This window comes from Sphingomonas sp. SRI_018, from assembly GCF_057586275.1.
The window spans coordinates 1,108,883-1,131,923 of the sequence record NZ_JBYCZO010000001.1; the positions used below are offsets into that span (position 1 = coordinate 1,108,883).

At 67.1% G+C, this 23,041-nt stretch carries 20 protein-coding genes; 9 read left to right on the plus strand and 11 right to left on the minus strand.

The window, feature by feature from the left end; all coding sequences use genetic code 11:
• The first annotated feature begins 95 nt into the window (after nt 1–95).
• The 4 genes from AC2YHA_RS05220 to AC2YHA_RS05235 all read left to right on the plus strand — a co-directional run bounded on the left by AC2YHA_RS05220 (nt 96) and on the right by AC2YHA_RS05235 (nt 4,470).
• Complete coding sequence (locus AC2YHA_RS05220) at nt 96–818, plus strand: uracil-DNA glycosylase family protein (protein WP_487400633.1); 723 nt, start codon at nt 96–98, stop codon at nt 816–818.
• Complete coding sequence (locus AC2YHA_RS05225) at nt 818–2,677, plus strand: lytic transglycosylase domain-containing protein (protein ID WP_487400634.1); 1,860 nt, start codon at nt 818–820, stop codon at nt 2,675–2,677. Before AC2YHA_RS05220 ends, AC2YHA_RS05225 begins: the two co-directional genes overlap by 1 nt.
• 19 nt (nt 2,678–2,696) lie before the next feature.
• Complete coding sequence (moaB, locus tag AC2YHA_RS05230; protein ID WP_487400635.1) at nt 2,697–3,209, plus strand: molybdenum cofactor biosynthesis protein B; 513 nt, start codon at nt 2,697–2,699, stop codon at nt 3,207–3,209.
• A gap of 244 nt (nt 3,210–3,453) precedes the next feature.
• Nucleotides 3,454–4,470: an LLM class flavin-dependent oxidoreductase gene (locus tag AC2YHA_RS05235; protein ID WP_487400636.1), complete on the plus strand. Its 1,017-nt coding sequence runs from the start codon at nt 3,454–3,456 to the stop codon at nt 4,468–4,470.
• Between the two features lie 131 nt (nt 4,471–4,601).
• Here the strand turns inward: AC2YHA_RS05235 and AC2YHA_RS05240 are convergent, their stop codons facing one another.
• Nucleotides 4,602–5,102, minus strand: a complete 501-nt coding sequence (locus tag AC2YHA_RS05240) for a YbjN domain-containing protein (RefSeq protein ID WP_233782337.1) — start codon at nt 5,100–5,102, stop codon at nt 4,602–4,604.
• Between the two features lie 102 nt (nt 5,103–5,204).
• Entirely contained in the window at nt 5,205–5,543 is a 339-nt protein-coding gene (locus AC2YHA_RS05245) for a VOC family protein (protein ID WP_487400637.1), read from the minus strand.
• Nucleotides 5,544–5,595: 52 nt separating this feature from the next.
• Between AC2YHA_RS05245 and AC2YHA_RS05250 the strand changes: the two genes are divergently transcribed.
• Nucleotides 5,596–6,669: a PA0069 family radical SAM protein gene (locus tag AC2YHA_RS05250; RefSeq protein WP_487400638.1), complete on the plus strand. Its 1,074-nt coding sequence runs from the start codon at nt 5,596–5,598 to the stop codon at nt 6,667–6,669.
• 61 nt (nt 6,670–6,730) lie between these two features.
• On the plus strand, nt 6,731–7,561 hold the full coding sequence (locus AC2YHA_RS05255) for an endonuclease/exonuclease/phosphatase family protein (RefSeq protein WP_487400639.1): 831 nt from the start codon (nt 6,731–6,733) through the stop codon (nt 7,559–7,561).
• A 129-nt stretch (nt 7,562–7,690) separates the two neighbouring features.
• On the opposite strand, the gene AC2YHA_RS05260 is transcribed toward AC2YHA_RS05255, so the two are convergent.
• Nucleotides 7,691–9,283, minus strand: a complete 1,593-nt coding sequence (locus AC2YHA_RS05260; RefSeq protein ID WP_487400640.1) for a long-chain fatty acid--CoA ligase — start codon at nt 9,281–9,283, stop codon at nt 7,691–7,693.
• A 106-nt stretch (nt 9,284–9,389) separates the two neighbouring features.
• Nucleotides 9,390–12,857: a DNA polymerase III subunit alpha gene (dnaE, locus tag AC2YHA_RS05265; RefSeq protein ID WP_487401704.1), complete on the minus strand. Its 3,468-nt coding sequence runs from the start codon at nt 12,855–12,857 to the stop codon at nt 9,390–9,392.
• A 145-nt stretch (nt 12,858–13,002) separates the two neighbouring features.
• Here dnaE and AC2YHA_RS05270 point away from each other — a divergent pair, with 145 nt between their 5' ends.
• On the plus strand, nt 13,003–13,563 hold the full coding sequence (locus tag AC2YHA_RS05270; RefSeq protein ID WP_487400641.1) for an HdeD family acid-resistance protein: 561 nt from the start codon (nt 13,003–13,005) through the stop codon (nt 13,561–13,563).
• Here AC2YHA_RS05270 and AC2YHA_RS05275 read toward each other — a convergent pair.
• The 5 genes from AC2YHA_RS05275 to AC2YHA_RS05295 form a co-directional block, all read right to left on the minus strand.
• Nucleotides 13,560–14,039, minus strand: a complete 480-nt coding sequence (locus AC2YHA_RS05275; protein ID WP_487400642.1) for a glutathione peroxidase — start codon at nt 14,037–14,039, stop codon at nt 13,560–13,562. The genes AC2YHA_RS05270 and AC2YHA_RS05275 overlap by 4 nt on opposite strands.
• On the minus strand, nt 14,036–14,641 hold the full coding sequence (locus tag AC2YHA_RS05280) for a GNAT family N-acetyltransferase (protein ID WP_233782330.1): 606 nt from the start codon (nt 14,639–14,641) through the stop codon (nt 14,036–14,038). Before AC2YHA_RS05280 ends, AC2YHA_RS05275 begins: the two co-directional genes overlap by 4 nt.
• Complete coding sequence (locus tag AC2YHA_RS05285; protein WP_233782329.1) at nt 14,638–15,312, minus strand: ABC transporter ATP-binding protein; 675 nt, start codon at nt 15,310–15,312, stop codon at nt 14,638–14,640. The genes AC2YHA_RS05280 and AC2YHA_RS05285 overlap by 4 nt, the downstream gene beginning before the upstream one ends.
• On the minus strand, nt 15,305–16,555 hold the full coding sequence (locus AC2YHA_RS05290) for a lipoprotein-releasing ABC transporter permease subunit (protein ID WP_487400643.1): 1,251 nt from the start codon (nt 16,553–16,555) through the stop codon (nt 15,305–15,307). The genes AC2YHA_RS05285 and AC2YHA_RS05290 overlap by 8 nt, the downstream gene beginning before the upstream one ends.
• A 572-nt stretch (nt 16,556–17,127) precedes the next feature.
• Nucleotides 17,128–19,551, minus strand: a complete 2,424-nt coding sequence (locus AC2YHA_RS05295) for a TonB-dependent receptor (RefSeq protein WP_487400644.1) — start codon at nt 19,549–19,551, stop codon at nt 17,128–17,130.
• A 249-nt stretch (nt 19,552–19,800) separates the two neighbouring features.
• Here AC2YHA_RS05295 and AC2YHA_RS05300 point away from each other — a divergent pair, with 249 nt between their 5' ends.
• Together AC2YHA_RS05300 and AC2YHA_RS05305 are read left to right on the plus strand one after the other, a co-directional pair.
• A complete protein-coding gene (locus tag AC2YHA_RS05300) occupies nt 19,801–20,277 on the plus strand; it encodes an Hsp20 family protein (protein WP_487400645.1) in 477 nt (158 codons plus the stop codon).
• A 146-nt stretch (nt 20,278–20,423) separates the two neighbouring features.
• Nucleotides 20,424–20,774, plus strand: a complete 351-nt coding sequence (locus tag AC2YHA_RS05305; protein WP_487400646.1) for a GIY-YIG nuclease family protein — start codon at nt 20,424–20,426, stop codon at nt 20,772–20,774.
• Nucleotides 20,775–20,783: 9 nt separating this feature from the next.
• Here AC2YHA_RS05305 and pyrG read toward each other — a convergent pair whose 3' ends face one another.
• Both pyrG and secG read right to left on the minus strand, forming a co-directional pair.
• A complete protein-coding gene (gene pyrG / locus AC2YHA_RS05310) occupies nt 20,784–22,418 on the minus strand; it encodes a CTP synthase (RefSeq protein WP_487400647.1) in 1,635 nt (544 codons plus the stop codon).
• An 87-nt stretch (nt 22,419–22,505) separates the two neighbouring features.
• Nucleotides 22,506–22,907, minus strand: coding sequence for a preprotein translocase subunit SecG (gene secG, locus AC2YHA_RS05315; RefSeq protein ID WP_233786562.1), 402 nt, complete (start codon nt 22,905–22,907; stop codon nt 22,506–22,508).
• Between the last annotated feature and the right edge of the window lie 134 nt (nt 22,908–23,041).

A 23,041-nucleotide genomic window follows, 5' to 3' on the forward strand; every position in this document is an offset into this window, starting at 1 on the left:
ACTTGGGACGACCCCTGTCGTCGCGTCGCGGCAACGTCTTGTCCTCGCTCCGGTTTGGGCAGATTGACGGCTGCGTCAAGCTAGGATTCTAATGGATGGCGATGGGGGCGGACCAGCATCACGATTGGCAGGAGCTCGCGCAAAGCGCGCTCGATTGGTGGCGGGAGGCGGGCGTCGACACGCTCGTCGCCGACCAGCCGCGCGACTGGCGCGTCCAGGCAGCGCTGATTGCCGCTACGGCCGCCGCGCCTCTGCCGGCGGAAGCGGAAGCGACGGCCGCGCCGCTTCCCGCCACGCTCGAAAGCTTCGTCGCCTGGCGCACCGGCCCCGATGCGCCCGAGACCGGCTGGGGAATGCCCCTGCTCGCCCCCGAAGGCGATCCGGCCGCCGATCTGATGATCGTCGTCGACTGCCCGGAGGGCGAAGCGCTGCTCGACGGCGCTCCCGGTCGCCTGTTCGACCGGATGCTCGCCGCGATCGGCCGCGACCGCGCGGGCATCCATCTCGCCGCGCTCGCCCTCGCCCGTCCGGTCGGCGGCCGCCTGCCCCCCGAGATGCTGCCCGAGCTCACGACGCTCCTGCGCCACCACATCGCCCTCGCCGCCCCGAAACGGCTGCTCGTGGTCGGTTCAGCGGCGAGCCGTGCCTTGATCGGGACGGACAGTGCACGGGCCCGTGGAAGTTTAAGATCGGTTAACCTTGAAGTCGGCACGGTGGACGCGGTCGTGAGCTGGCACCCGCGTTTCCTCCTGGAGCGGCCAGCAGCCAAGGCGGAAGCCTGGAGGGACTTGCAGTTGCTTATGGGGGGATTGCGCTGATGCGCTCCGCGTTCCTGATTGCCATTGCCGCGATGACCCTGCCGGCGGTCGCCCATGCCGGCGCAGCGCCGGCGACCGCTTCCGATGCGGCGCCAGAGCAGCGCTACGCCACCACTTCCGCCGCGCCGCAGGGCGACGGCATTCCCGACCAGCTCGATGCCGGCCAGCGCTCCGCCTATCGCGCGGTGTTCGCCGCGATCCGCGAAAGCCGCTGGACCGACGCCCAGATCCAGCTCGACGCGATGAAGCCGGGCCCGCTCCACGCCTTCGCCCGTGCCCAGCTCTACACCGCCAAGGGCTCGCCCAAGGTCGATGTCTCGCAACTCACCCAGCTCCTCGCCGACGCGCCGGAGCTGCCGCAGGCACCGCAGATCGCACGACTTGCCCAGGCCCGCGGCGCGGTCGACCTGCCCGCGCTTCCGACCGCGCAGCAGCTCATCTGGTACGACGGCGCACCCAATCGCCGGCGCGTGAAATCCACCGCCCGCAGCGATGCCGCCGCCGCCGAGCTCGCCCGCACGATGCAGCCGCTGATCAAGGCCGATCGCGGCGCCGAGGCCGAAGCGTTGGTCGAGGCCAAGGCGAACGAGCTCACGCCCGAGGCGCTGACCGAGTGGCGTCAGAAGGTTGCCTGGATCTACTACGTCTCGAACGACGACGCGTCTGCTCGCCGGGTCGCAGCGCTCGCGCGGTCGGGGACCGGCGACTGGGCTGCGCCGGCCGACTGGGTCGCCGGTCTCGCCGCCTGGCGCAGCCGCGACTATGCCGCCGCCGCGGCCGCCTTCGCCAGCGTCGCCCAGCGTGCCGCCGACACCGACCTGCGCGCCGCCGGCCTCTACTGGGCCTCGCGCGCCGACATGGCCTCGGGCCGCCCGGACCTCGTCCAGGGCCGGCTCCAGAACGCCGCGCAATATGTCGAGACCTTCTACGGCCAGCTCGCCCGCGAATCGCTCGGCATCGACGCCCGCACCGCCGCGCCAGGCGAGAAGACCACCGCCGAGGACTGGCAGCTGCTCGAGCGCCGCCCCAACGTCCGCGTCGCCGCGGCACTGGCCGAGATCGGCGAGACGGACCTCGCCGACGACGTGATCCGCCAGCAGGCCCGTATCGGCAACCCGGCCGAATATGCCGCGCTGACCCGCCTCGCCGGCCGCCTCAACCTGCCCGCGACCCAGCTCTGGATGTCGCACAACGGTCCCGTCGGCGCGCATCCGGCGATCGCCGCCCGCTATCCGATGCCGAACTGGACGCCGGATGGCGGCTGGCGCGTCGACAAGGCGCTGGTCTACGCCCACACTCTCCAGGAATCGCGCTTCCGCATCGGCGTGGTGAGCCCTGCCGGCGCCTATGGCCTGATGCAGATCATGCCGGCGGCCGCGACCGACATTGCCCGCGCCAAGGGTCTCGCCGGGCTCGACCGCGCGTCGCTCACCCGGCCCTCGACCAACATGGAAGTGGGGCAGAGCTATCTCGAGCAGCTCCGCGACCAGCCCTGCACCCAGGGCCTGCTCCCTAAGGTGATCGCCGCCTACAACGCCGGCCCGCTGCCGGTCGCGATGTGGAACACGCAGATGCGCGACGGCGGCGATCCGCTGCTCTACATCGAATCGATCCCCTATTGGGAAACGCGCGGCTACGTGCTGACGGTGCTGCGCAACTACTGGATGTACGAGGCGCAGGCCGGCAAGCACTCCGCCAGCCGGGCGGCGCTGGCGCAGGGGCTGTGGCCCAAGTTCCCCGGCATGAGCGGCGCGAGCGCGGTGCGCGTGGCCGCGCGTCCAGGTGGCGTCCTGCCGGCGAAGCCCGCCGCGCCGGTCACCTATTCCGAGGCCATCTCCGCGCTCACCCGTGCCGATTGACGAGACGCCGATTGACAAGATGATCGCGTTCCGGCCGGTCCGGATCGCGGTGCTCACCGTATCGGATACCCGTACGCCTGACACCGACCGCTCCGGCGACGCGCTGGTCGAGCGGCTGACCGCCGCCGGCCATGAGCTAGCCGATCGCCTGATCGTGCCCGACGACGTCGCCGCCATCACCGCCAGGCTCGCCGCGTGGGTCGACGACCCCGAGGTCGACTGCGTGATCACCACCGGTGGCACCGGCGTCACCGGCCGCGACGTCACGCCCGAAGCGCTGGAGCGGGTGCAGGACAAGCCGATCCCCGGCTTCGGCGAGCTGTTCCGCCTGCTGAGCTATCAGAAGATCGGCACCTCGACGGTGCAGTCGCGCGCCTGCGCCTGCGTCGCGCGCGGCACCTACATCTTCGCCCTCCCCGGTTCGACCGGCGCCGTCCGCGACGGCTGGGACGGCATCCTCGCCAGCCAGCTCGACATCCGCCACAAGCCCTGCAATTTCGTCGAGCTGATGCCGCGGCTGAAGGAGCGATAGAAGCGGCTGGATCGTGCTCCTGCGAAAGCAGGAGCCCTGGCCGCGTCCATAACCGTCGTCATACCGGGTCGAGCCCGGCATGACGATGATTGCTGAAGCCTGTACGTCGAACCCGGTTCCGAACGCATCGAATCCGCCAATCTCAAGCATCAAATCATAAACGGTGACATTCCGAGGAATGGCTTGCGGCGGGAGCCGGGCGACGCCAGCTCCCTTCCACGAAGTTCAAGCTCGGATGGATCGTATGAAGAAGATCGGCTTCCTTTCGTTCGGACACTGGTCCCCGTCTCCCCAGTCGGCGACGCGGACCGCTGCCGACGTGCTGCTGCAGTCGATCGAGCTCGCGGTGGCGGCGGAGGAATTGGGCGCGAACGGCGCTTACTTCCGGGTCCACCATTTCGCGCGGCAGCTCGCCTCGCCCTTCCCCCTGCTGGCGGCGATCGGCGCGCGCACCAGGCGCATCGAGATCGGCACCGGCGTGATCGACATGCGCTACGAGAACCCCTTCTACATGGCGGAGGATGCCGGCGCGGCGGACCTGATCGGCGGCGGGCGGCTCCAGCTCGGCATCAGCCGCGGCTCGCCCGAGCAGGTGATCGATGGCTGGCGCCACTTCGGCTATGCGCCGGCGGATGGACAGAGCGACGCCGACATGGGCCGCCGCCATGCCGAGGTCTTCCTCGATCTGCTGAAGGGCGAAGGCTTCGCGCAGCCCAATCCGCGCCCGATGTTCCCCAATCCGCCCGGCCTGCTGCGCCTCGAACCCCATTCGGAAGGGCTGCGCGAGCGCATCTGGTGGGGTTCCGCATCCAACGCGACCGCGATCTGGGCCGCGCAGATGGGCATGAACCTGCAGAGCTCGACGCTGAAGGCCGATGAGACCGGCGAGCCGTTCCACGTCCAGCAGGCGAAGCAGATCCGCGCCTATCGCGAGGCCTGGAAGGACGCCGGCCATGCCCGCGAGCCGCGCGTCTCCGTCTCACGGTCGATCTTCGCGCTCGTCGACGATCGCGACCGTGCCTATTTCGGGCGCGACGACAGCAGCGACCAGATCGGCATCATCGACAACATGCGCGCCGTGTTCGGGCGATCCTACGCCGCCGAGCCTGACCGGCTGGTGGAGCAGCTGAAGGCGGACGAGGCGATCGCCGAGGCGGACACGCTGCTGCTCACCGTCCCCAACCAGCTCGGCGTCGAGTATAACGCCCACGTCATCGAGGCCATATTGAAGCACGTGGCGCCCGCTCTCGGATGGCGGTGATCCATCCCGTCGAGGGGGAATGGAATGTGAATCGTGCTCCTGCGAAAGCAGGAGCACTGGATTGACGCTGTCTCGCTTGCGGCCCGGGCTCCTGCTTTCGCAGGAGCACGATTCAACCGGTGCCGGAGGCTCTATGACGCCGGCTTCGCCGCCGCCGCGCGCTTCTCGCTCAGGAACTTGCTGAGATCGGCATCCATCACCGTATACCAGTCGAGCATGTCGGCGAACGCCTTCTGGCTGCTCTGCCCCACCGCGGTGAAATCCATGTACTGCGCGAGGTCGCCGTCACCGTCGATCGCGATCTTCATGAAGCGCTTCTTCGCGTTCCACTCATTGACCAGCTCGAGCGTGTAGAACGGGTCCTTCTTGTACCAGCTGTAGAACTGGAAGGAGCCGCAGTTCTTCACGCCTTCGCAGCCGTAGAACTCGACGGTGAAATCGGAGCCGTTGGTCGAGCTGGAGATATAAGGCTCGCCCTTGCTGTTGGTCTTGAGCTCGGCCTTGTAGCCGGCGTCACGCACTGCCGCGGCGACCACCTCCGGGTTGGAGAGGTCGAGCATCTTGTCGGCCTTGTCCTCGGCCATAGCCGGTGCAGCGGTGAGCATCGCCGCCGCCAACATCCAAGATTTCATTCGTCGCTTTCCCCTTTTGCTAAGGCTGGCCACATATCCTCAGCGTCATCCCGGCGAAAGCCGGGATGACGGCGAATGCCGAAGGTTCGGCATCATGCTCCACTATTCGTCCGGCGCCATCGCCGCCAGCTCGTGCCCCTGCGGATCGCGAAAGTGAAAGCGCCGTCCGCCCGGGAAGGCGAAGATCGGCCGCGTCACCACGCCACCCGCCGCCCTCACCTTCGCCAGCGCATCCTCCAGATTCTCGACCTGGATCACCGGCAGCAGCTGCGCGGTCCATTCGCCCGAGTCGCCCTGCAGCCCCATGTCGACGTCACCGCTCACGGTCGCGGCATAGCTCGGCCCGAACTCGGCGAAGCGCCATCCGAACGCCGTTTCGTAAAAGCCTCTCACGCCGGCGATATCCCGCACCGGCAGCTCGACATAGTTCAACCTCGCCATATCCGCCTCCATTGTTCTTGATTTGTTCTAGAGCGCCGCCTAGTCTCGCGCAATGGCCAAGACGCGACCCGTCCGCGGTGCCACCGTCAACCGCGAGAGCACCCGCTTCAGCCTGCCCGAACGGCAGGCCGACGGCGACTGGCTCGACGACCGCGAGGGGATCGACGGCGCGCCGCCACCGCTGCGCACCACCGTAACCGTCGAGCGGCCGAAGACGATCATCACCCGCAACCAGTCGCCCGACGTGCCGTTCGACCGCTCGATCAATCCCTATCGCGGCTGCGAGCACGGCTGCATCTACTGTTTCGCGCGGCCGACCCATGCCTATCACGACCTGTCGCCGGGGCTCGACTTCGAATCGAAGCTGTTCGCCAAGCCCGAGGCCGCGGCCCTGCTCCGTGCCGAGCTGGCGAAGCGCGGCTATGTCTGCCGCCCGATCGCGTTCGGCACCAACACCGATCCCTATCAGCCGATCGAGGGGGACTGGCGCATCACGCGGAGCTGCATCGAGCTGCTCGCCGAGTGCAACCATCCGATCACCATCACCACCAAGTCCGATCGCGTGACGCGCGACATCGACCTGCTCGCGCCGATGGCGGCCAAGGGGCTGGCGGCGGTGATGGTGTCGGTCACCTCGCTCGATCCCAAGGTCGCCCGCACCGTCGAGCCGCGCGCGCCGCATCCTGAGCGGCGGCTCGCGGCGGTGGCGAAGCTTGCGGCGGCGGGCGTGCCGACCGTCGTCTCGATCGCCCCGGTGATCCCGGCGATCACCGACCACGAGATGGAGCATCTGATCGAGCGCGCCGCCAGGGCCGGCGCCTATGGCGCGGGCTTCATCCCCGTCCGCCTGCCCTTCGAGGTCGCGCCGCTGTTCGAGGCATGGCTCGACGCGCATTTCCCCGATCGCAAGGCCAAGGTGATGGCGACGATCGGCTCGATCCGCGATGGACGGCGCAACGACCCCGATTTCTTCACCCGCATGCGCGGCAGCGGCCCCTGGGCCGAGCTGCTGCGCACCCGCTTCCAGATCGCCTGCCGCAAACACGGCCTCAACCGCGAGCGCAAGCCGCTGCGCACCGATCTCTTCCGCCCGCCGCAAGGCCCGCAGGGGGAGCTGTTCGGATGACCGGCCCACGGCTAGAGCGCACCCGAGGAGGGATCTTCTTATGCGCATAAGCACGATCTTCATGAAATTCGTGATGTTCGCGGCCCTGCTGGCGTCGCAGACGGCTATGGCGAGGCCCGCGCCGGACACGCTCCGTGTGATGAGCTTCAACGTCCGCTACGGCACCGCCGACGACGGTCCGGACGACTGGGCCCATCGGCGCGACATCCTCGTCGAGACGATCCGGAACGAGCATCCCGACGTGATCGGCACGCAGGAACTGCTCAAGGATCAAGCCGACTATATCGTCGCACAGTTGCCGGACTACACCTGGTTCGGCATCGACCGCCGCGGCGGCCATGGCGACGAGCATATGGGCGTCTTCTACCGCCGCGATCGGCTCAAGCTCGTCGAGCAGGGGAATTTCTGGCTGTCGGACACGCCGTCGGTGCCGGGCAGCATCAGCTGGGGCCACCCGCTGCCGCGCATGGTGACCTGGGGCGTGTTCGAGACCCGGAACGGCAAGCGCTTCCGCCTGCTCAACACCCATTTCCCTTATCGTGTCGAGGACGATCTCGCCCGCGAGAAGGCGGCGACGCTGATCGCCGATTATCTGCGGCAGCCGGACCACGCCGGGCCGGTGATCGTGACCGGCGACTTCAACACCGACATCAGCAGCAAGGCGCATGCGATCCTGACCAAGGCCGTGGCCGACGCCTGGCAGACGACGGCGCACACGGGGCCGGTCGGCACCTTCCATGGCTTCAAGGGCGTGCCCGGCGCGGACCGCATCGACTGGATCCTGTCGCGCGGTTTCACCGTCAAGCACGTGGCGACGCTGACCACCAATCGGGATGGACGCTATCCGTCCGACCATTTCCCGGTCGTGGCGGATATAAGCTTCGAACCCTGACAACCCACCGTCACCCCGGCGAAGGCCGGGGTCCACTGCGCCTCAAGTGTCGTCCCTTGAGCTTCTTATTCTATGCTTGCCTCCCGGTGGACCCCGGCCATCGCCGGGGTGACGAGGACGAAGGCGAAGTTACGCCGCCGCCAGCTTGAAGTCCTTGTACTGCGCCCGAATCGCGGTCTTGAGCAGCTTGCCCGTCGCGGTGTGAGGCAATGTTTCGACGAAATGGATCTCGTCGGGAAGCCACCATTTCGCGACGCATTCGGCGAGGTGCGCCTGGATCTCCTCCGCCGTCACCGCGCTGCCGGGCTTGCGCACCACCAGCAGGATCGGGCGCTCGTCCCACTTGGGGTGGAACACGCCGATCGCCGCCGCCTCGGCCACGCCGGCGCAGCCGACCGCGGCATTCTCGAGCTCGACCGAACTGATCCACTCGCCGCCCGACTTGATCACGTCCTTGGCGCGATCGGTGATCTGCATGACGTTGTCGGGATGGATCACCGCGACGTCGCCGGTGTCGAACCAGCCGTCCGCGGTCAGCGCGTCCTCGTCCGCGCCATAATAGCGCTGGATGATCCACGGCCCCCGCACCTGCAGCCGGCCGGAGCTCACCCCGTCGCGCGGCAGGATGTTGCCGTCATCGTCGACCACGCGCATCTCGACGCCGAACGGTACCTTGCCCTGCTTGCTGACCTGATCGACCTGCTGGTCGAAGCTGAGGTCGTCCCAATCCCACGACGGCGCCCCCATCGTCCCGATCGGCGAGGTCTCGGTCATGCCCCAGGCGTGATTGACGCGGATGCCCATCCGCATGATCCGCTCGACCATCGCCCGCGGCGCCGCCGATCCGCCGATGGTGACGATCTTGAGGTATCTGGGCACCTCCCCGGTCTCGTCGATGTGCTGGAACATCGCGAACCACACCGTCGGCACGCCGGCGGAATGCGTCACCTTCTCGCGGTTCATCAGCTCGCAGAGCACCCTGGCCTCGTTGACCGCGGAGAACACGAACTTGCCGCCCACCGCCGCCAGCGCGAACGGCAGGCCCCAGCCGACCGCGTGGAACATCGGCACCACCGGCAGCGCCACCGCCCGGGTCGACAGGTCGAACTCGGCCGGCTGCAGCTCCGTGATTGCATGGATCACCGTCGAGCGGTGTGAGTAGATGACGCCCTTGGGGTGGCCCGTCGTGCCGCTGGTGTAGCACATCAGGCACGCCTCGTGCTCGTCACCCTCGTGCCACGCGTAATCGCCGTCCTCGGCATCGAGCAGCGCACGGAAACTGTCCGGCCCGTCGCCGTCCATCACCACATAATGCTCGATCGTCGTCCACTGCGGCTTCATGCGGTCGACGATCGGCTGGAACGCGCGATCGTAAAGCAGCACCCGATCACCGGCATGATTGGCGATATAGGCGAGCTGGTCGTCGAACAACCGCGGGTTGATCGTGTGGATCACCCCACCCATGCCGATCACGCCGTACCAGGCGATCAGGTGATGCGCGTGGTTCATCGCCATCGTCGCGATGCGGTCGCCGGGCTTCATCCCCAGCCGCTCGAGCGCCTGCGCCAACCGCCGCGCGTCGTGCGCCACGCCGGACCAGTCGGTGCGCGTCTCGCTGCCGTCGGCCCAGCGCGTGACGATCTCGCGGCTCCCATGTTCGCGCGCGGCATGGTCGAGCAGGCGCATCACGCGCAGCTCGTAGTCCTGCATCTGTCCCAGCATTCCTCGCCCATTTCGTCTGTTCTGGTCGGACGATTGTATCCGCACGCGGCCGCACGTCCAGAGGGACTAGCCTTCTGGAAACATACCAGACACACGAAACACGCGATCAGCCGGCGACGAGACGGAGTTCCGCACTTTCTAGCGCAGCCTGCGCAACGCCGGGGATCGACTGGATGCGCGTCACCAGCTCCTGATCGACGAGGAAGTCGCGACCGAGCCGCAGCTGCGCCTCCCCGCCGGGCGCATCGCACGTCAGCATCACCTCGCAGCGGCCGGCACGCACGCTGAGCAGATCGGCGAGCGGGGCCAGCGCCTCGGCGGTGTCCACGCGCACCCGCAGGAGCATCCGCGCCTGTCCCGCAACAGCGTCGAACGGCCGGATCGACCGCACGGTGACCCGCGCGCTGTCCTCACCCGGCCGGCGGTCGAGCTCCACCCCGATCAACCCGCACCCGCCATCACGCGCGGTGTCCTCCAGCGCCTTGCTGACATCGTCGTCGAAGCAGGTCACCGGCACCTGGCCCGTGGCGTCCGAGATCGTCGCCATCAGATAGCGCCGCCCCCGCGCGGAGGTGCGCCAGCGCGCATCCTCGACCAGCGCGCCGACCGTAGCGCTGGTCCGCGCGCCCTCTGCGATCTCGATCTCGCCGAGTCCGACGATCGTCCGCGCGCCCTGCGCGGCGGCGAGATGCTGATAACGATCGAGCGGATGCGCGGAAAAGAAGAAGCCGAACGCGTCCTTCTCGGCATTGATCCGCTCGGCCAGCGTCCAGCGCGCACTCAAGGGCAGCTGGATCGACGCCGATCCATGGTCCGCTTCGCCGAACAGTCCGCCTTGCCCGCTGGTCCGGCTCTCGTGCGTATGCGCAGCAACGGCGAGGATGGTCTCGGCCACCGCGAAGATGCCGGCCCGGTTCTCATCGATCGCATCGAACGCCCCCGCCGCCGCCAGCGTCTCGACCTGCCGCTTGTTGAGCAGCCGCGGATCGACGCGCCGGGCGAAATCGTCGAGCGAGGTGAAATCGCCCCGCCGCATCCGCTCTTCGACCAGCAGCTCCATTGCCCGCTCGCCCACGCCCTTGAGCGCAGCGAGGCCGTAGCGGACGGCAAGCCCCTCCCCTACTTCCTCGACGCTGAACTCGGCCTCGCTCGCATTCACGTCCGGCGGCCGGCGATCGATCCCCAGCCGCTTCATGTCGTCGACGAAGATCGCGAGCTTGTCGGTCTGCGCCATGTCGAAACACATCGAGGCGGCGAAGAATTCGTGCGGATAATGCGCCTTGAGCCACGCGGTCTGATAGGCGAGCAGCGCATAGGCCGCGGCGTGGCTCTTGTTGAAACCATAGCCGGCGAACTTGTCGATCAAATCGAACAGCTCGTTCGCCTTGGCCTCGGGGATGGCGTTCACCTTGGCGCAGCCCTCGACGAAGATCGCCCGCTGCGCGTCCATCTCCGCCTTGATCTTCTTGCCCATCGCGCGGCGCAGCATGTCGGCGCCGCCGAGCGTATAGCCGGCCAGCACCTGCGCCGCCTGCATCACTTGCTCCTGATAGACGAAGATGCCGTAGGTTTCGGCCAGGATGCCCTCGAGCAACGGGTGCGGATAGACGATCGGCTCGCGCCCGTTCTTGCGCGCGCCGAAGGTCGGGATGTTGTCCATCGGCCCCGGCCGATAGAGCGACACGAGCGCGATGATGTCGCCGAAGTTCGACGGCCGCACCGCCGCCAGCGTGCGCCGCATCCCTTCCGATTCCAGCTGGAACACGCCGACCGTGTCGCCGCGCTGGAGCAGCTCGTAGACGCCCGGATCGTCCCAGCCGAGGCCGTCGAGATCGACGACGATCCCGCGCGCTTTCAGAAGTTCGACCGCCTTCTTGAGCACCGACAGCGTCTTGAGGCCGAGGAAATCGAACTTCACCAGCCCCGCGCCTTCGACGTACTTCATGTCGAACTGCGTGACCGGCATGTCCGAGCGCGGATCGCGGTAGAGCGGCACCAGCTCGGCGAGCGGGCGGTCGCCGATCACCACGCCCGCGGCATGGGTCGACGAGTGGCGCGGCAGACCCTCCAGCTTCATCGCCAGGTCGAGCAGGTGGCGGACGTCGCTGTGGTTCTTGTATTCGGCCGCAAGCTCGCTCACGCCGTTCAGCGCGCGATCCAACGTCCAGGGATCGGTCGGATGGTTGGGCACCAGCTTGGCGAGCCGGTCGACCTGGCCGTAGCTCATCTGCAGCACGCGGCCGGTGTCCTTCAGCACCGCGCGTGCCTTGAGCTTACCGAAGGTGATGATCTGCGCGACCTGATCGCGGCCGTATTTCTGCTGGACGTAGCGGATCACCTCGCCGCGCCGGGTTTCGCAGAAGTCGATGTCGAAGTCCGGCATCGACACGCGCTCGGGGTTGAGGAAGCGCTCGAACAGCAGCCCCAGCTTGATCGGATCGAGATCGGTGATGGTGAGCGCCCAGGCGACCGCCGAGCCGGCACCCGAACCGCGCCCCGGTCCCACCGGGATGTCGTGCGACTTCGCCCATTGGATGAAGTCGGCGACGATCAGAAAATAGCCGGCGAACCCCATCTGGATGATGACGTCGAGCTCGAACTCGAGCCGGTCGCGATAGGTCTTCACCGTCTCCTCGTCGGTGATCGACCATTGCCGGAGCCGCGCCTCGAGGCCCGCCAACGAACGCTCGCGCAGCATCGCCGCCTCGCCCTCGCGGTCGCCGGCCAGGCTCGGCAGGATCGGCTTGCGCTTGGGCGCCGCCACCGCGCAGCGCTGCGCCACCACCAGCGTGTTTGCCAGCGCCTCGGGCAGATCGGCGAACATCAGCTTCATCTCGCTCGCCGGTTTCATCCAGGCGTCGGGCGAGCTTTTCGGGCGGTCCTCGCTGGTGACGTAGCTCGAATTGGCGATGCACAGCATCGCGTCATGCGCTTCGTGGAACTCGGCCTCGGCGAAGCAGCAGGGGTTGGTCGCGACCAGCGGCAGGTCGCGCGCATAGGCGAGGTCGAGAAGGCCCGGCTCGGCGCGGGCTTCCTGGGCATCGAGCCGCCGGACGACCTCGACGTAGAGCCGGCCTGGGAACAGCGCCTCCAGTCGCGCGGCATAGGCATTGGCGGCATCCAGCTGCCCGTCGGCAAGCAGCCGGACCAGCGCCCCTTCCCCGCCGGCGGTCAGCGCGATCAGGCCGTCGGTCAGCCCTTCCAGCGCATCGAGCGACACATGCGCGTCGATCTCGATCGGCCGGTCGAGGTGCGCCATCGACACCAGCTTGCAGAGATTGTCGTAGCCGGTCTTGTCCTGCGCATAGAGCGCCAGCCAGTCGATCGGCGCCTCGATGCCGTCCGGCACCGGCCGTGCCACCGCCAGCAGCGTACCGATGATCGGCTGCACGCCCGCATCGCGGCACGCGTCGGAAAAGGCCATCGCCGCATAGAGGCCGTTGCGGTCGGTCAGCGCGACCGCGGGAAAGCCCAGCTCCTTCGCACGCTTGGCGATCGCCTTGGGCTCGATCGCCCCTTCCAGCATCGTGTACGACGAAAGGACGCGGAGCGGAACGAAACCCGAATGCGGCATGGCGGCACTATGCCAGTCGAGTGCCGCCAAGGGAACCGCCGGTCGACCGGCGGAGGAATGTATCCACAGCTTTCGCCGCTCGGTCGGTCGGGAGCCGAATCCGCTCAGCCGCGTTTGTTCCGGTATCGCAACAGGAGAAGATGCGATGGCGGACAGCACAAGCGATATCGGAAGCGGCAAGGGCTGGGGCTGGATCCTCATCTACGGGATCGTGTCGCTGATCCTGGGCGTGCTGGCGTTCCTCTGGCCCTTCGGTGCGACGCTGGCCGCGACCTTCGTCGTCGCCTGCTTCCTGATCGCCGCCGGCATAACGGCCATCGCCGCCGGCGCCTTCGGTCGCGGCCATGAAGGGCGGCTCTATTCCATCCTGTTCGGCGTCCTGTCGCTGGTGGTGGGCGTGATGATGGCGTTCCGTCCGCTCGCCGGCGCCTTTTCGCTGACTTTGCTCGTTGCGGCTTGGCTGGTCGCGCGCGGCGTGATGGAGCTCGGCTTCGGCGCCCGCTACCGCCGCCATCGCGGGCTGATGATCGCGCTCGGCGTGATCGACGTGCTGCTCGGGCTCTACGTTGTCTTCATGCTGCCGCTGGCGGCACTGGCCGTGCCGGGCTTCATCCTCGGGCTCAGCTTCGCCTTCTCCGGCGTGGTCGCGATCATGCAGGCGCTGTCGCACCGCAAGGGTGCCGATGCCTTCGCGGCTCCCGGCTAGAGCAGCTTTTCGATATCGGCCGCGATGTCCGCCGGTTTGGTCGTCGGCGCATAGCGCTCAACCACTCTGCCCTCACGGTCGACGAGGAACTTGGTGAAGTTCCATTTGATCGCCTCGGACCCAAGGATGCCCGGCGCCGCCTTCTTGAGGTGGCGCCACAGCGGCGCGGCATCGTCACCGTTGACGTCGATCTTGCCGAACAGCGGAAAGGTCACGTCGTAGGTGAGCGAACAGAAGTTCGCGATCTCCTCGGCCGTTCCCGGCTCCTGCCCGCCGAACTGGTTGCAAGGAAACCCCAGCACCGCGAAGCCGCGGTCCCGATAGCGACGGTAAAGCGCCTCCAATCCCTCATATTGCGGCGTGAACCCGCATTTCGAGGCGACGTTGACGATCAGCAGCACCTGGCCCGCAAAAGGCTCGAGCGTCGCCGCACCGCCGTCCGCGATCGTAATGGGAATGCTGGTCAGGTCGCTCATCGCCGCTCCCGGTGGCGCGCCATCAGCAGATCGAGATTGCGGCGCACGCCGTCCCATTCACTGGCGATGATCGAATAGACCGCGCTGTCGCGACGGTGTCCGCTCGGCAGGATCAGGTGATTGCGCAGGACACCGTCGAGCTTCGCGCCGAGCCGCTCGATCGCCGTGCGGGAGGCGCGATTGAGCCAATCGGTCCTGATCTGGACCACCAGGCACCCGAGCGTCTCGAAGGCATATTCGAGCAGCATCCGCTTCGCCTCGGTATTGAGGCCGGTACGCTGGACGCTGGCGGCGTAGAGCGTGCCGCCGATCTCGACCCGGCGATGTGCCTCGCTCATCCGCATCAATCGCGTGGTTCCGACGACCCGTCCGCCAGCATCGAGCACGGTGAAGACCAGATTGCGCCCTGCCGCCTGCTCGCCCAGAATCTTGTCGAACCAGCCGTCGATCGTCGCCTCGGTCGGCACGGTCGTATGGAAGATCTCGATCAGATCGCCGTCGGCGAACGCCGCCAGCAGGTCGGATCGGTCTTCACGCACCAGCGGTCGCAGCGTGACATGGCGTCCGGTCAGCGTCGGAACTTCCCGCCACGGGTTGCTCATTCGAGCACGCCCTCATGCAGCCGCACCACCCGGTCCATCCGCGCCGCCAGCCGCTCGTTGTGGGTGGCGACCAGTGCGGCGGAGCCCTGCCCCCGCACGAGCCGGAGGAATTCCTCCAGCACCACGTTGGCTGTCGCCTCGTCGAGGTTGCCGGTGGGCTCGTCCGCCAGCACCAGCGCCGGCCGGTTGGCCAGCGCGCGCGCCACCGCGACGCGCTGCTGCTCGCCGCCCGAGAGCTGGCTCGGCCGGTGGGTGAGCCGCCCCGCCAATCCGAGCGCGGTGAGCAGCTCGGTCGCGCGCGCCTCCGCCTCCGGGCGCGTGGCGCCGTGGATGAGCTGGGGCAGGATGACGTTCTCGACTGCGCTGAAATCGGGCAGCAGGTGATGGAACTGGTAGACGAAGCCGAGCCGGTCGCGCCGGGTGGCGGTGCGTTCCGGACTGGAGAGCTTCGCCGCCTCGGCACCGACGATGCGGATCGATCCCTCGAAACCGCCCTCGAGCAGTCCTACCGCCTGCAGCAGCGTCGACTTGCCCGAGCCCGACGGCCCCAGCAGCGCGACGATCTCGCCCGCGCCGACGGTCAGGTCGACGCCGCGCAACACCTCGATCACCTGCCCGCCCTGCTCGAAGCTGCGCTTGAGCCCGGTGGTCTGGAGGACGGCATCACTCATAGCGCAGCACCTGCACGGGATCGGTGCTCGCCGCCTTGTAGGCTGGGTAGAGCGTGGCGAGGAAGCTGAACAGCAGCGCCATCGCGGCGATGCCGAGCACCTCGAACGGGTCGGTCTTGGACGGCAGATCGGTCAGGTAGCGCATCGAGGGGTCCCAGATCTGCCGCCCGGTGACGAACCCAAGGAAGGTCACGATGTCCTGCCGGAAGATCAGCGCGATGAAGCCGAGTATCAGGCCGGCGCCGATCCCGACTGCGCCGATCGCCGTGCCCACGGTCATGAAGATGCGCGTCAGCCCCATCCGCGTCGCGCCCATGGTGCGCAGGATCGCGATGTCGCGGGTCTTGGCGCGGACCAGCATGATGAGGGAGGACAGGATGTTGAACACCGCGACCAGGATCAGGATCGACAGCACGGTGAAGGTCACCAGCCGGTCGACCGCCAGCGCCTCGAACAGCTGCGAGTTCATCTGCCGCCAGTCGGTGATCTGGCCCGACCGCCCGACCTTGTCGGCGAGCGGCGCCAGGATGCGCTCGACATGGTCGGGATCATTGGTGTCGAGCTCGACCATGCCGACGCTGTCGCCCATCAGCAGCAGCGTCTGCGCGTCCTCCATCGGCATAATCACAAAGGCCTTGTCATAGTCGTAGACGCCGACCTCGAAGATCGCGCTCACAGTGTAGTTCACCATTCTCGGCACCGTGCCGAACGGCGACGCCGGTCCTTGCGGGCTGACCAGCTGAATCTCGCTGCCCTCCGTTACGCCAAGCGCATCGGCAAGACGGCTACCAATAGCCACGCGTCCGGTGCCCGGGGTCAAGCTCTTGAGCGAGCCGACGACCACCTTCCCATTGAGCGTCGGGTTGTTAAGGATGTCCGGCACATTCATGCCGCGCACCAGAACGGATTCGAACCGGCCATTGATACTGACGCCTAGAGGCTGCTCGATCAGTGGCGTCGCGCTGACGACACCCGGCGTCGCCCGTGCTTCGGCGACGACCTGCCGCCAATCACGTAGCTGGCCGCCATAGCCCTGGATCACCGCATGGCCGTTCAGCCCGACGATCTTATCGAACAGCTCAGCACGAAAGCCGTTCATCACGCTCATCACGACGACGAGCGCGGCGACGCCAAGCATCACCGCGACCAGGCTGATTCCGGCGACCAGCGCGATGAAGGCCTCACCCCGTCCGGGCAGCAGGTAGCGGCGCGCGATCATCCGCTCGTAGCGCGAGAGCAACATTCAGTGTCCTCCCCCGCGGAAACGTGCGGGCTCGGCGCCGGTCCTAGGGAGAGTGGGCCTTGCGCGCAATCGCGCTGTTGCATGATTCCCACATCCCGCGCGCAATCGTGATGCTGCGGCGCGAAGGACAATGACAACGCCCGTCATCCGGCTTAGGCCAAGTCTCACTGAAGCGCAGGCAACAACGGCCGTGGTTCGGGGAGGCTTTGGTCCCGCTCATCAGGGAGGATGAGCGCGCGGGCCGAGGCAAAAAGTCAAGGGGGCTGACGAGCTTTCGTCACGCGGACGCCCGGGCTGGAAACAGCCCGGGCGTTTGCGTTGAGGCGAAGGCGCCGTCACACGGCGCCGGTGCGCGCAGCGCATCGCCTCGACCGGACGGCGGGCGAAGCAGCCAAAGGTTCCGGCGATGCGCAGCATCGCTGGAAAGGCTGCGGAGGGCGGCAAAGCCGAACCTGACCGACGGCGGCTTTGTCGCCGGCGCTGCCCTAAACCACCCCTTCACCAATCCCGTAAACCGGAGCGGCACCGAAGAGCTTCCGAACCACCGGTGCCGCTCCGCCCCCTTTTTACCCTCAGAACGACTTGCTGAGCGTCACGCCATAGGTCCGCGGATCGCCCGGCTGCCCGACGATCAGCCCGGTGCTGCCCGACTGGACCGACAGCATCTCGAAATAATCCTGGTCGAACGCATTGCGCACCCAGGCGAAGGCATTGAACCCGCCATCCGCGCGTATGCCCAGCCGGAAGTTCGACAGCGAATAGCCGCCGATCCAGGTGTAGGCCGAAGGCGACGGATTGGATGAGAAGTTGGAACGATAGCTGCCGTCGTAGCCGAAATAGATCTGCGCCCCATCGCCGAGCGACGGCACCGGCACGTTGTATTCGGCGCCATAGGACAGCGACCATTTCGACACGCCCGGCAGCCGCTGGCCCGAGATGTCGCAGAAGGCGGGGCTCGGCCCGCCCGGCGTTCCTGGAGGCGCCGCAGGGTTGGCCGCGGTCGCCGCAGAGCCGCCCGAGAGCTCGGGCGGGCACGGAGCATCGGGGAAGCGTTCATATTTGGCGTCGGTGTAAGCGCCGCTGGCATAAGCGGTGAGGCGCTCGCTGGGGCGGAAGCTGGCGTCGAACTCGACGCCGCGCACCCGCACCTTCTCAGCATTGGCGAGATAGCCGCGGATCACGCCCAGCTGACCATTGGTCACGGTCGCCTGATAGTCGTCGATCTCGGTCCAGAAACCGGCGAGGTTCAGGGTCACGCGCCGATTGGCGAACTGGGTCTTCAGGCCCACCTCATAGTGGTTGACCCTCTCGGGCTTCACCGTGGCGACGCTCAGGATCGGATTGTTCGAGGCATCGAGCGGCAGGCCCGACAGGTTGATGCCGCCCGACTTGAAGCTGCGCGCATAGGTCGCATAGCCATGCACGTCCGGCGCGAAATCATAGGACAGGGTGACGTCGCCCGACAGGTTCCAATCGCTGAACCGCGGATCGTAGCTCTGCGGCGCGAGCACGCCGCGCTGGTCGGAGTTGAGGTTGGTGCTGCCGCTCCCGGTCGTCACCACCGAGACATAGGAACCGCTCTTCCGATCATAGTTGAGCCGCAGGCCCGGCTGGATGTGCAGCCCCGGCAGTACCTCCCAGTTGAGCTTGCCGAACACGGCGAAGCTGGTGTTCTTGAAGCCGATCTCGTTGGTGGAGGTCAGCCCGTCGAGCACGGCGGGATTGTTCGCATTGGCGCTGCTCGGGTTGAGCAGCCAGCGGCTCGCCGCCGGACCCTGCACCTGCGACCCATGGGTGTCGATCGTCTGGCGGAAGAAGAAGGCGCCCAGCGTATATTGCAGACGATTGTCGCCGTTGGAGGCGATGCGCAGTTCCTGCGAGAACTGCTTCTGGTGCGACGGGTTCTGCGACACGGTGGTGATCGGTAGGCCGATGAAGTCGCGGTCGTTCGCCGGCTGCCAGTCCCAATAGCGCCAGGCGGTCACGGAGGTGATCGTCGCCGGCCCCACGTCCCAGTTGGCGACCAGCGAGGCACCGCCCACTTCCTGCCGCGAGTTGAGCTCGGCATCGAGGTCGGTCACGCGGTCGAACGGATCGGTGCTCGGCGGCGCATAGCCGAAGGCGGCGGCGAGCGCGGCATATTGGCGGTTGACCGGCCGCTGGGTCGCGCCGACGCGGGCGTAATATTGCACGCAGCACATCGGGTTCTGCAGGCTGAAGTCGCCCATCAGCGTGATGTCGAGGTCCGGCGTCGCCTTCCATAAGAGCTGGCCGCGGAACCCGTAATTGTCGAGCCGATGCAGATACTCGTCTGTGCGTACATTGTAGATCGTGCCGCGCCGGCTGGTGATCGAGGTCGACACGCGCACTGCCAGCTTGTCATCGGCGATCGGCGCGGAGGCCGAGGCCTTGAGCTGGAAGTAATCGTAGTTGCCGTAGCTGACCTCCGCCCGCGCCTCGGGCGTGAAGCTCGGCGCGCGGGTGGTGACGTTGATCGCGCCGGCGGTGGTGTTCTTGCCGTAGAGCGTCCCCTGCGGCCCGCGCAGCACCTCGACGCGGTCGACATCGACGAAATCGAAGGTCGAGGCGCCGATGCGGCCGATATAGACCTGATCGATATAGAGCCCGACGCCCTGCTCGATGCCGTCGTTAGTCAGGCCGAACGGCGCACCGAGCCCGCGGATGTTGATCGCGGAATTGCGCGGATTGCTCGAATAGAATTGCAGCGCCGGCTGGAGCTGCTGGAGCCGGTTGACGTTGAACGCCCCCGTTGACGAAATCGTGTTCCCGCCGAGCACGGACATCGCGATCGGCACGTCCTGCACATTCTCCTCGCGGCGGCGCGCGGTGACAAGGATGTCGCCGCCCTGGCTCGCGGCGGGCTCGGCGGAAGGCTCGACCCGCTGCTGCGCCACCGGCTCGGCCGGCGGATCGTCGGGCAGCGCTGCGGATGGCCCCGCCTGAAGGGTCGCGAAGAGCGCAAGCGCAAGGGTCATCAACAACCTCCCTGATGTTTATACCCTAATCCGATCAATTTAGTAGATTATACGCCAGCAACTTGTAGTTGAGCGCGCGCAAGCGTCGCTTTTCCGCCAAGGATTTCCGCCACTTCCGCCTCTTGAAACCTCGCCGAGGCGTTCCGATTTCACGTCCGTGCGGTGCCGTCACGGGCCGCACCGACCGCCGGAGTGCCGTTTTCGGGCTCCGGGATCGACGTTCAAACTGCTCCTCAAGGAGGCTTTGACATGCGTCAGTTCGACTTTACCCCCTACCGCCGCTCGACGATCGGCTTCGACCGGCTGTTCGACCTGCTCGAGGCGAGCGCCCGCAGCAGCTCGGGCGACAATTACCCGCCCTTCAACCTCGAGCGCGTCGGCGAGGACCATTACCGGATCACCATCGCCGTCGCCGGCTTCAAGCCCGGCGAGATCGACATCACCGCGCAGCAGAACCTGCTGCTCGTCAGCGGCCGGAAGGGCGAGACCAGCAACGACAATCATGGCGCGCAGATGCTGCACCTCGGCATCGCCAACCGCGGCTTCGAGCGTCGTTTCGAGCTCGCCGACTTCGTCCGCGTCGAATCGGCCAACCTCGCCGACGGCCTGCTCACCATCGAGCTGGTCCGCGAGGTGCCCGAGGCGATGAAGCCCAAGAAGATCGCGATCGGCACCGCCACCGCGCAGGAGCCAGCGATCGAGCATAAGGCCGCCGATGCGGCCTGAGCCCTAGCGGCGCTTTGCTCCCTTTGGCGCCGCAGCAGAGGCGTCCGGACCACCGGTCCGGGCGCCTTTTGTTTTGGGGTGAATTGCAAACCCGATCCGTCATGCCGGACTTGTTCCGGCATCCACCGCGCCTCTAAGCTCAGCGGATGCGAGAGCGCGCGCCATGCGTCTACATCCTGGCAAGCCAGCACAACGGCACGCTTTATACGGGCGTCACTTCGGATTTGATGGCACGCACCTATCAGCATCGCGAAGGACTGACACGCGGCTTCGCCGGCAAGCACAGGGCACTACGGCTCGTCTATTTCGAGATGCATGAGACGATAGAAGCCGCGATCCGGCGGGAGAAATCCCTCAAACGCTGGCGGCGCGAGTGGAAGATGAACCTGATCGAACGCGACAACCCGCATTGGGTGGATTTGGCGATCGGTTTCGGTTTCGATCCACTTGCGCCGGTACCCGGCGGCACCGTGGATGCCGGAACAAGTCCGGCATGACGGAGCGGGCTAAACGAGTCGTGACTGCTTCACCGCCGCTTCGATGAAGCTGGCGAACAGCGGATGCGGGTCGAAGGGCTTGGACTTGAGTTCCGGGTGGAACTGCACGCCGACGAACCACGGATGGTCCGGCCGCTCGACGATCTCGGGCAGCTGACCGTCGGGCGACATGCCCGAGAATACCAGACCGCCCTGCTCCAGCGCCTCGCGATAGGTTGTGTTGACTTCGTAGCGGTGGCGGTGGCGCTCCGAAATCTCGGCGCTGCCGTAGATCGACGCGACCACGCTGTTGCCTGCGAGCTTCGCCGGATAGGCGCCGAGCCGCATCGTGCCACCGAGGTCGCCGCCCTCTTCGCGCTTCTCGAGCCCGCCTTCGCTCATCCATTCGGTGATGAGGCCGACCACCGGTTCGTCGGTCGGGCCGAATTCGGTCGACGACGCCTTCGCGATGCCGGCAAGGTTCCGCGCCCCCTCGATGCACGCCATCTGCATCCCGAAGCAGATGCCGAAATAGGGAATTTCCCGCTCGCGCGCGAAGCGGACCGACGCGATCTTGCCCTCCGCGCCGCGCTCGCCGAACGCGCCGGGGACGAGGATCGCATGGCAGGGCTCGAGATGCGCCGGAATCTCCGTCTCATCGCCCTCGAACAGCTCGGCGTCGATCCAGCGGATGTTGACCTTGACCCGATTGGCGATGCCGCCGTGGACCAGCGCCTCGTTCAGCGACTTGTAGGCGTCCTGCAGCCCGACATATTTGCCGACGACGCCGACCGTCACCTCCCCTTCCGGGTTGAGCTGACGATCCATGATGTCGTGCCAGCGCCTGAGATCGGGCTCGCCATCCGACGGCAGGCCGAACGCGTCGAGCACCGCCCGGTCCAGCCCTTCGGCATGATATTGCAGCGGCACGCCATAGATCGACGGCGCGTCGAGCGCCGGGATGACCGCGCTCGGCGGCACGTTGCAGAACAGCGCGATCTTGGCGCGCTCGCTCTCCGGCAGCGGCCGCTCGCAGCGACACACCAGCACGTCGGGCTGGATGCCAAGCGCGGTCAGGTCGCGCACGCTGTGCTGCGTCGGCTTGGTCTTCAGTTCGCCGGCTGCAGCGATGTAGGGCACCAAGGTCAGGTGAACGAAGCAGGCGTTCTGCCGGCCGACGTCGTTCCGGAGCTGGCGGATCGCCTCCATGAACGGCAGCGACTCGATGTCGCCGACAGTGCCGCCGATCTCGCACAGCACGAAATCGAGCCCATCGGTGTCGGCGCGCGCGAATTCCTTGATCGCGTCGGTGACGTGCGGGATCACCTGCACGGTCGCGCCGAGATAGTCGCCGCGCCGCTCCTTGGCGATGATCGTCTGGTAGATACGGCCCGAGGTGACGTTGTCCGACTGCCGCGCCGACACGCCGGTGAAACGCTCATAGTGGCCGAGGTCGAGATCGGTCTCGGCGCCGTCGTCGGTCACATAGACCTCGCCGTGCTGATACGGGCTCATCGTGCCCGGATCGACGTTGAGGTAGGGATCGAACTTGCGGATGCGGACCTTGTAGCCGCGCGCCTGCAGCAATGCTGCGAGGCTTGCCGCCATCAGACCCTTGCCAAGCGAGCTGACCACGCCGCCGGTGATAAAAATAAACCGCGCCATGGGAATCACCGCATAGGGGCGAACGCCGCAACGGGGCAAGCGCCCGAATCGGCGCTGCCCGATTTTTACGACGTCAATCGCCGATGGTTACTGGACGAGCGGAACCGCGCCGTTGCCGGCGGCCGCATTGGCCTGCGTCGCCGCGGCGGCGTTGGCGGCGGCACCGGCGAGCGCGTCGTCGCCGGCGGGCGTCTGGAGCGGCGCGGTGGCGGCGGGCGGGGTATTGCCGGCCTTGCGCGCCAAGCTCGTGTCGATCGTGCTCGACTGGCGGGTCGCCGCGATGAAGGCCAGCCCGATGCTGAGCAACACGAAGATCGTCGCCAGGACCGCGGTCGAGCGGGTCAGGAAGTCCGCCGCGCCACGCGCCGACATCAGGCCGGAGGGGCTGCCCGACGAGGTGAGCCCGCCGCCCTCCGACTTCTGCATCAGAATGACGGTGACGAGCAGCGCGGCGACGATCGCCTGGACGACGAGCAGAAAGGTGAACAGCATGAACCCGGCCAATGATTTCAAGAAAGTGCGGCGGACATAGGCGAGCAGGCCGTCCCGATCAACCGCACGGTCCGTCGCGCGCGACAAACATTTCGCGAACGCACTGAAACCAGGCGGCTCCAATAGCGTTA

What these genes read in the sequence shown, in the direction of transcription:
- AC2YHA_RS05220 (WP_487400633.1), top strand. Translation starts at nt 96, where the DNA reads ATGGCGATGGGGGCGGACCAGCATCACGATTGGCAGGAGCTCGCGCAA.
- AC2YHA_RS05285 (WP_233782329.1), bottom strand. Translation starts at nt 15,312, where the DNA reads ATGAGTGATGCCGTCCTCCAGACCACCGGGCTCAAGCGCAGCTTCGAG.
- AC2YHA_RS05295 (WP_487400644.1), bottom strand. Translation starts at nt 19,551, where the DNA reads ATGACCCTTGCGCTTGCGCTCTTCGCGACCCTTCAGGCGGGGCCATCC.
- AC2YHA_RS05275 (WP_487400642.1), bottom strand. Translation starts at nt 14,039, where the DNA reads ATGAGCGACCTGACCAGCATTCCCATTACGATCGCGGACGGCGGTGCG.
- moaB (WP_487400635.1), top strand. Translation starts at nt 2,697, where the DNA reads ATGATCGCGTTCCGGCCGGTCCGGATCGCGGTGCTCACCGTATCGGAT.
- AC2YHA_RS05235 (WP_487400636.1), top strand. Translation starts at nt 3,454, where the DNA reads ATGAAGAAGATCGGCTTCCTTTCGTTCGGACACTGGTCCCCGTCTCCC.
- AC2YHA_RS05260 (WP_487400640.1), bottom strand. Translation starts at nt 9,283, where the DNA reads ATGCTGGGACAGATGCAGGACTACGAGCTGCGCGTGATGCGCCTGCTC.
- AC2YHA_RS05225 (WP_487400634.1), top strand. Translation starts at nt 818, where the DNA reads ATGCGCTCCGCGTTCCTGATTGCCATTGCCGCGATGACCCTGCCGGCG.
- AC2YHA_RS05255 (WP_487400639.1), top strand. Translation starts at nt 6,731, where the DNA reads ATGAAATTCGTGATGTTCGCGGCCCTGCTGGCGTCGCAGACGGCTATG.
- AC2YHA_RS05245 (WP_487400637.1), bottom strand. Translation starts at nt 5,543, where the DNA reads ATGGCGAGGTTGAACTATGTCGAGCTGCCGGTGCGGGATATCGCCGGC.
- AC2YHA_RS05280 (WP_233782330.1), bottom strand. Translation starts at nt 14,641, where the DNA reads ATGAGCAACCCGTGGCGGGAAGTTCCGACGCTGACCGGACGCCATGTC.
- AC2YHA_RS05300 (WP_487400645.1), top strand. Translation starts at nt 19,801, where the DNA reads ATGCGTCAGTTCGACTTTACCCCCTACCGCCGCTCGACGATCGGCTTC.
- AC2YHA_RS05250 (WP_487400638.1), top strand. Translation starts at nt 5,596, where the DNA reads ATGGCCAAGACGCGACCCGTCCGCGGTGCCACCGTCAACCGCGAGAGC.
- dnaE (WP_487401704.1), bottom strand. Translation starts at nt 12,857, where the DNA reads ATGCCGCATTCGGGTTTCGTTCCGCTCCGCGTCCTTTCGTCGTACACG.
- AC2YHA_RS05290 (WP_487400643.1), bottom strand. Translation starts at nt 16,555, where the DNA reads ATGTTGCTCTCGCGCTACGAGCGGATGATCGCGCGCCGCTACCTGCTG.
- AC2YHA_RS05240 (WP_233782337.1), bottom strand. Translation starts at nt 5,102, where the DNA reads ATGAAATCTTGGATGTTGGCGGCGGCGATGCTCACCGCTGCACCGGCT.
- AC2YHA_RS05305 (WP_487400646.1), top strand. Translation starts at nt 20,424, where the DNA reads ATGCGAGAGCGCGCGCCATGCGTCTACATCCTGGCAAGCCAGCACAAC.
- pyrG (WP_487400647.1), bottom strand. Translation starts at nt 22,418, where the DNA reads ATGGCGCGGTTTATTTTTATCACCGGCGGCGTGGTCAGCTCGCTTGGC.
- AC2YHA_RS05270 (WP_487400641.1), top strand. Translation starts at nt 13,003, where the DNA reads ATGGCGGACAGCACAAGCGATATCGGAAGCGGCAAGGGCTGGGGCTGG.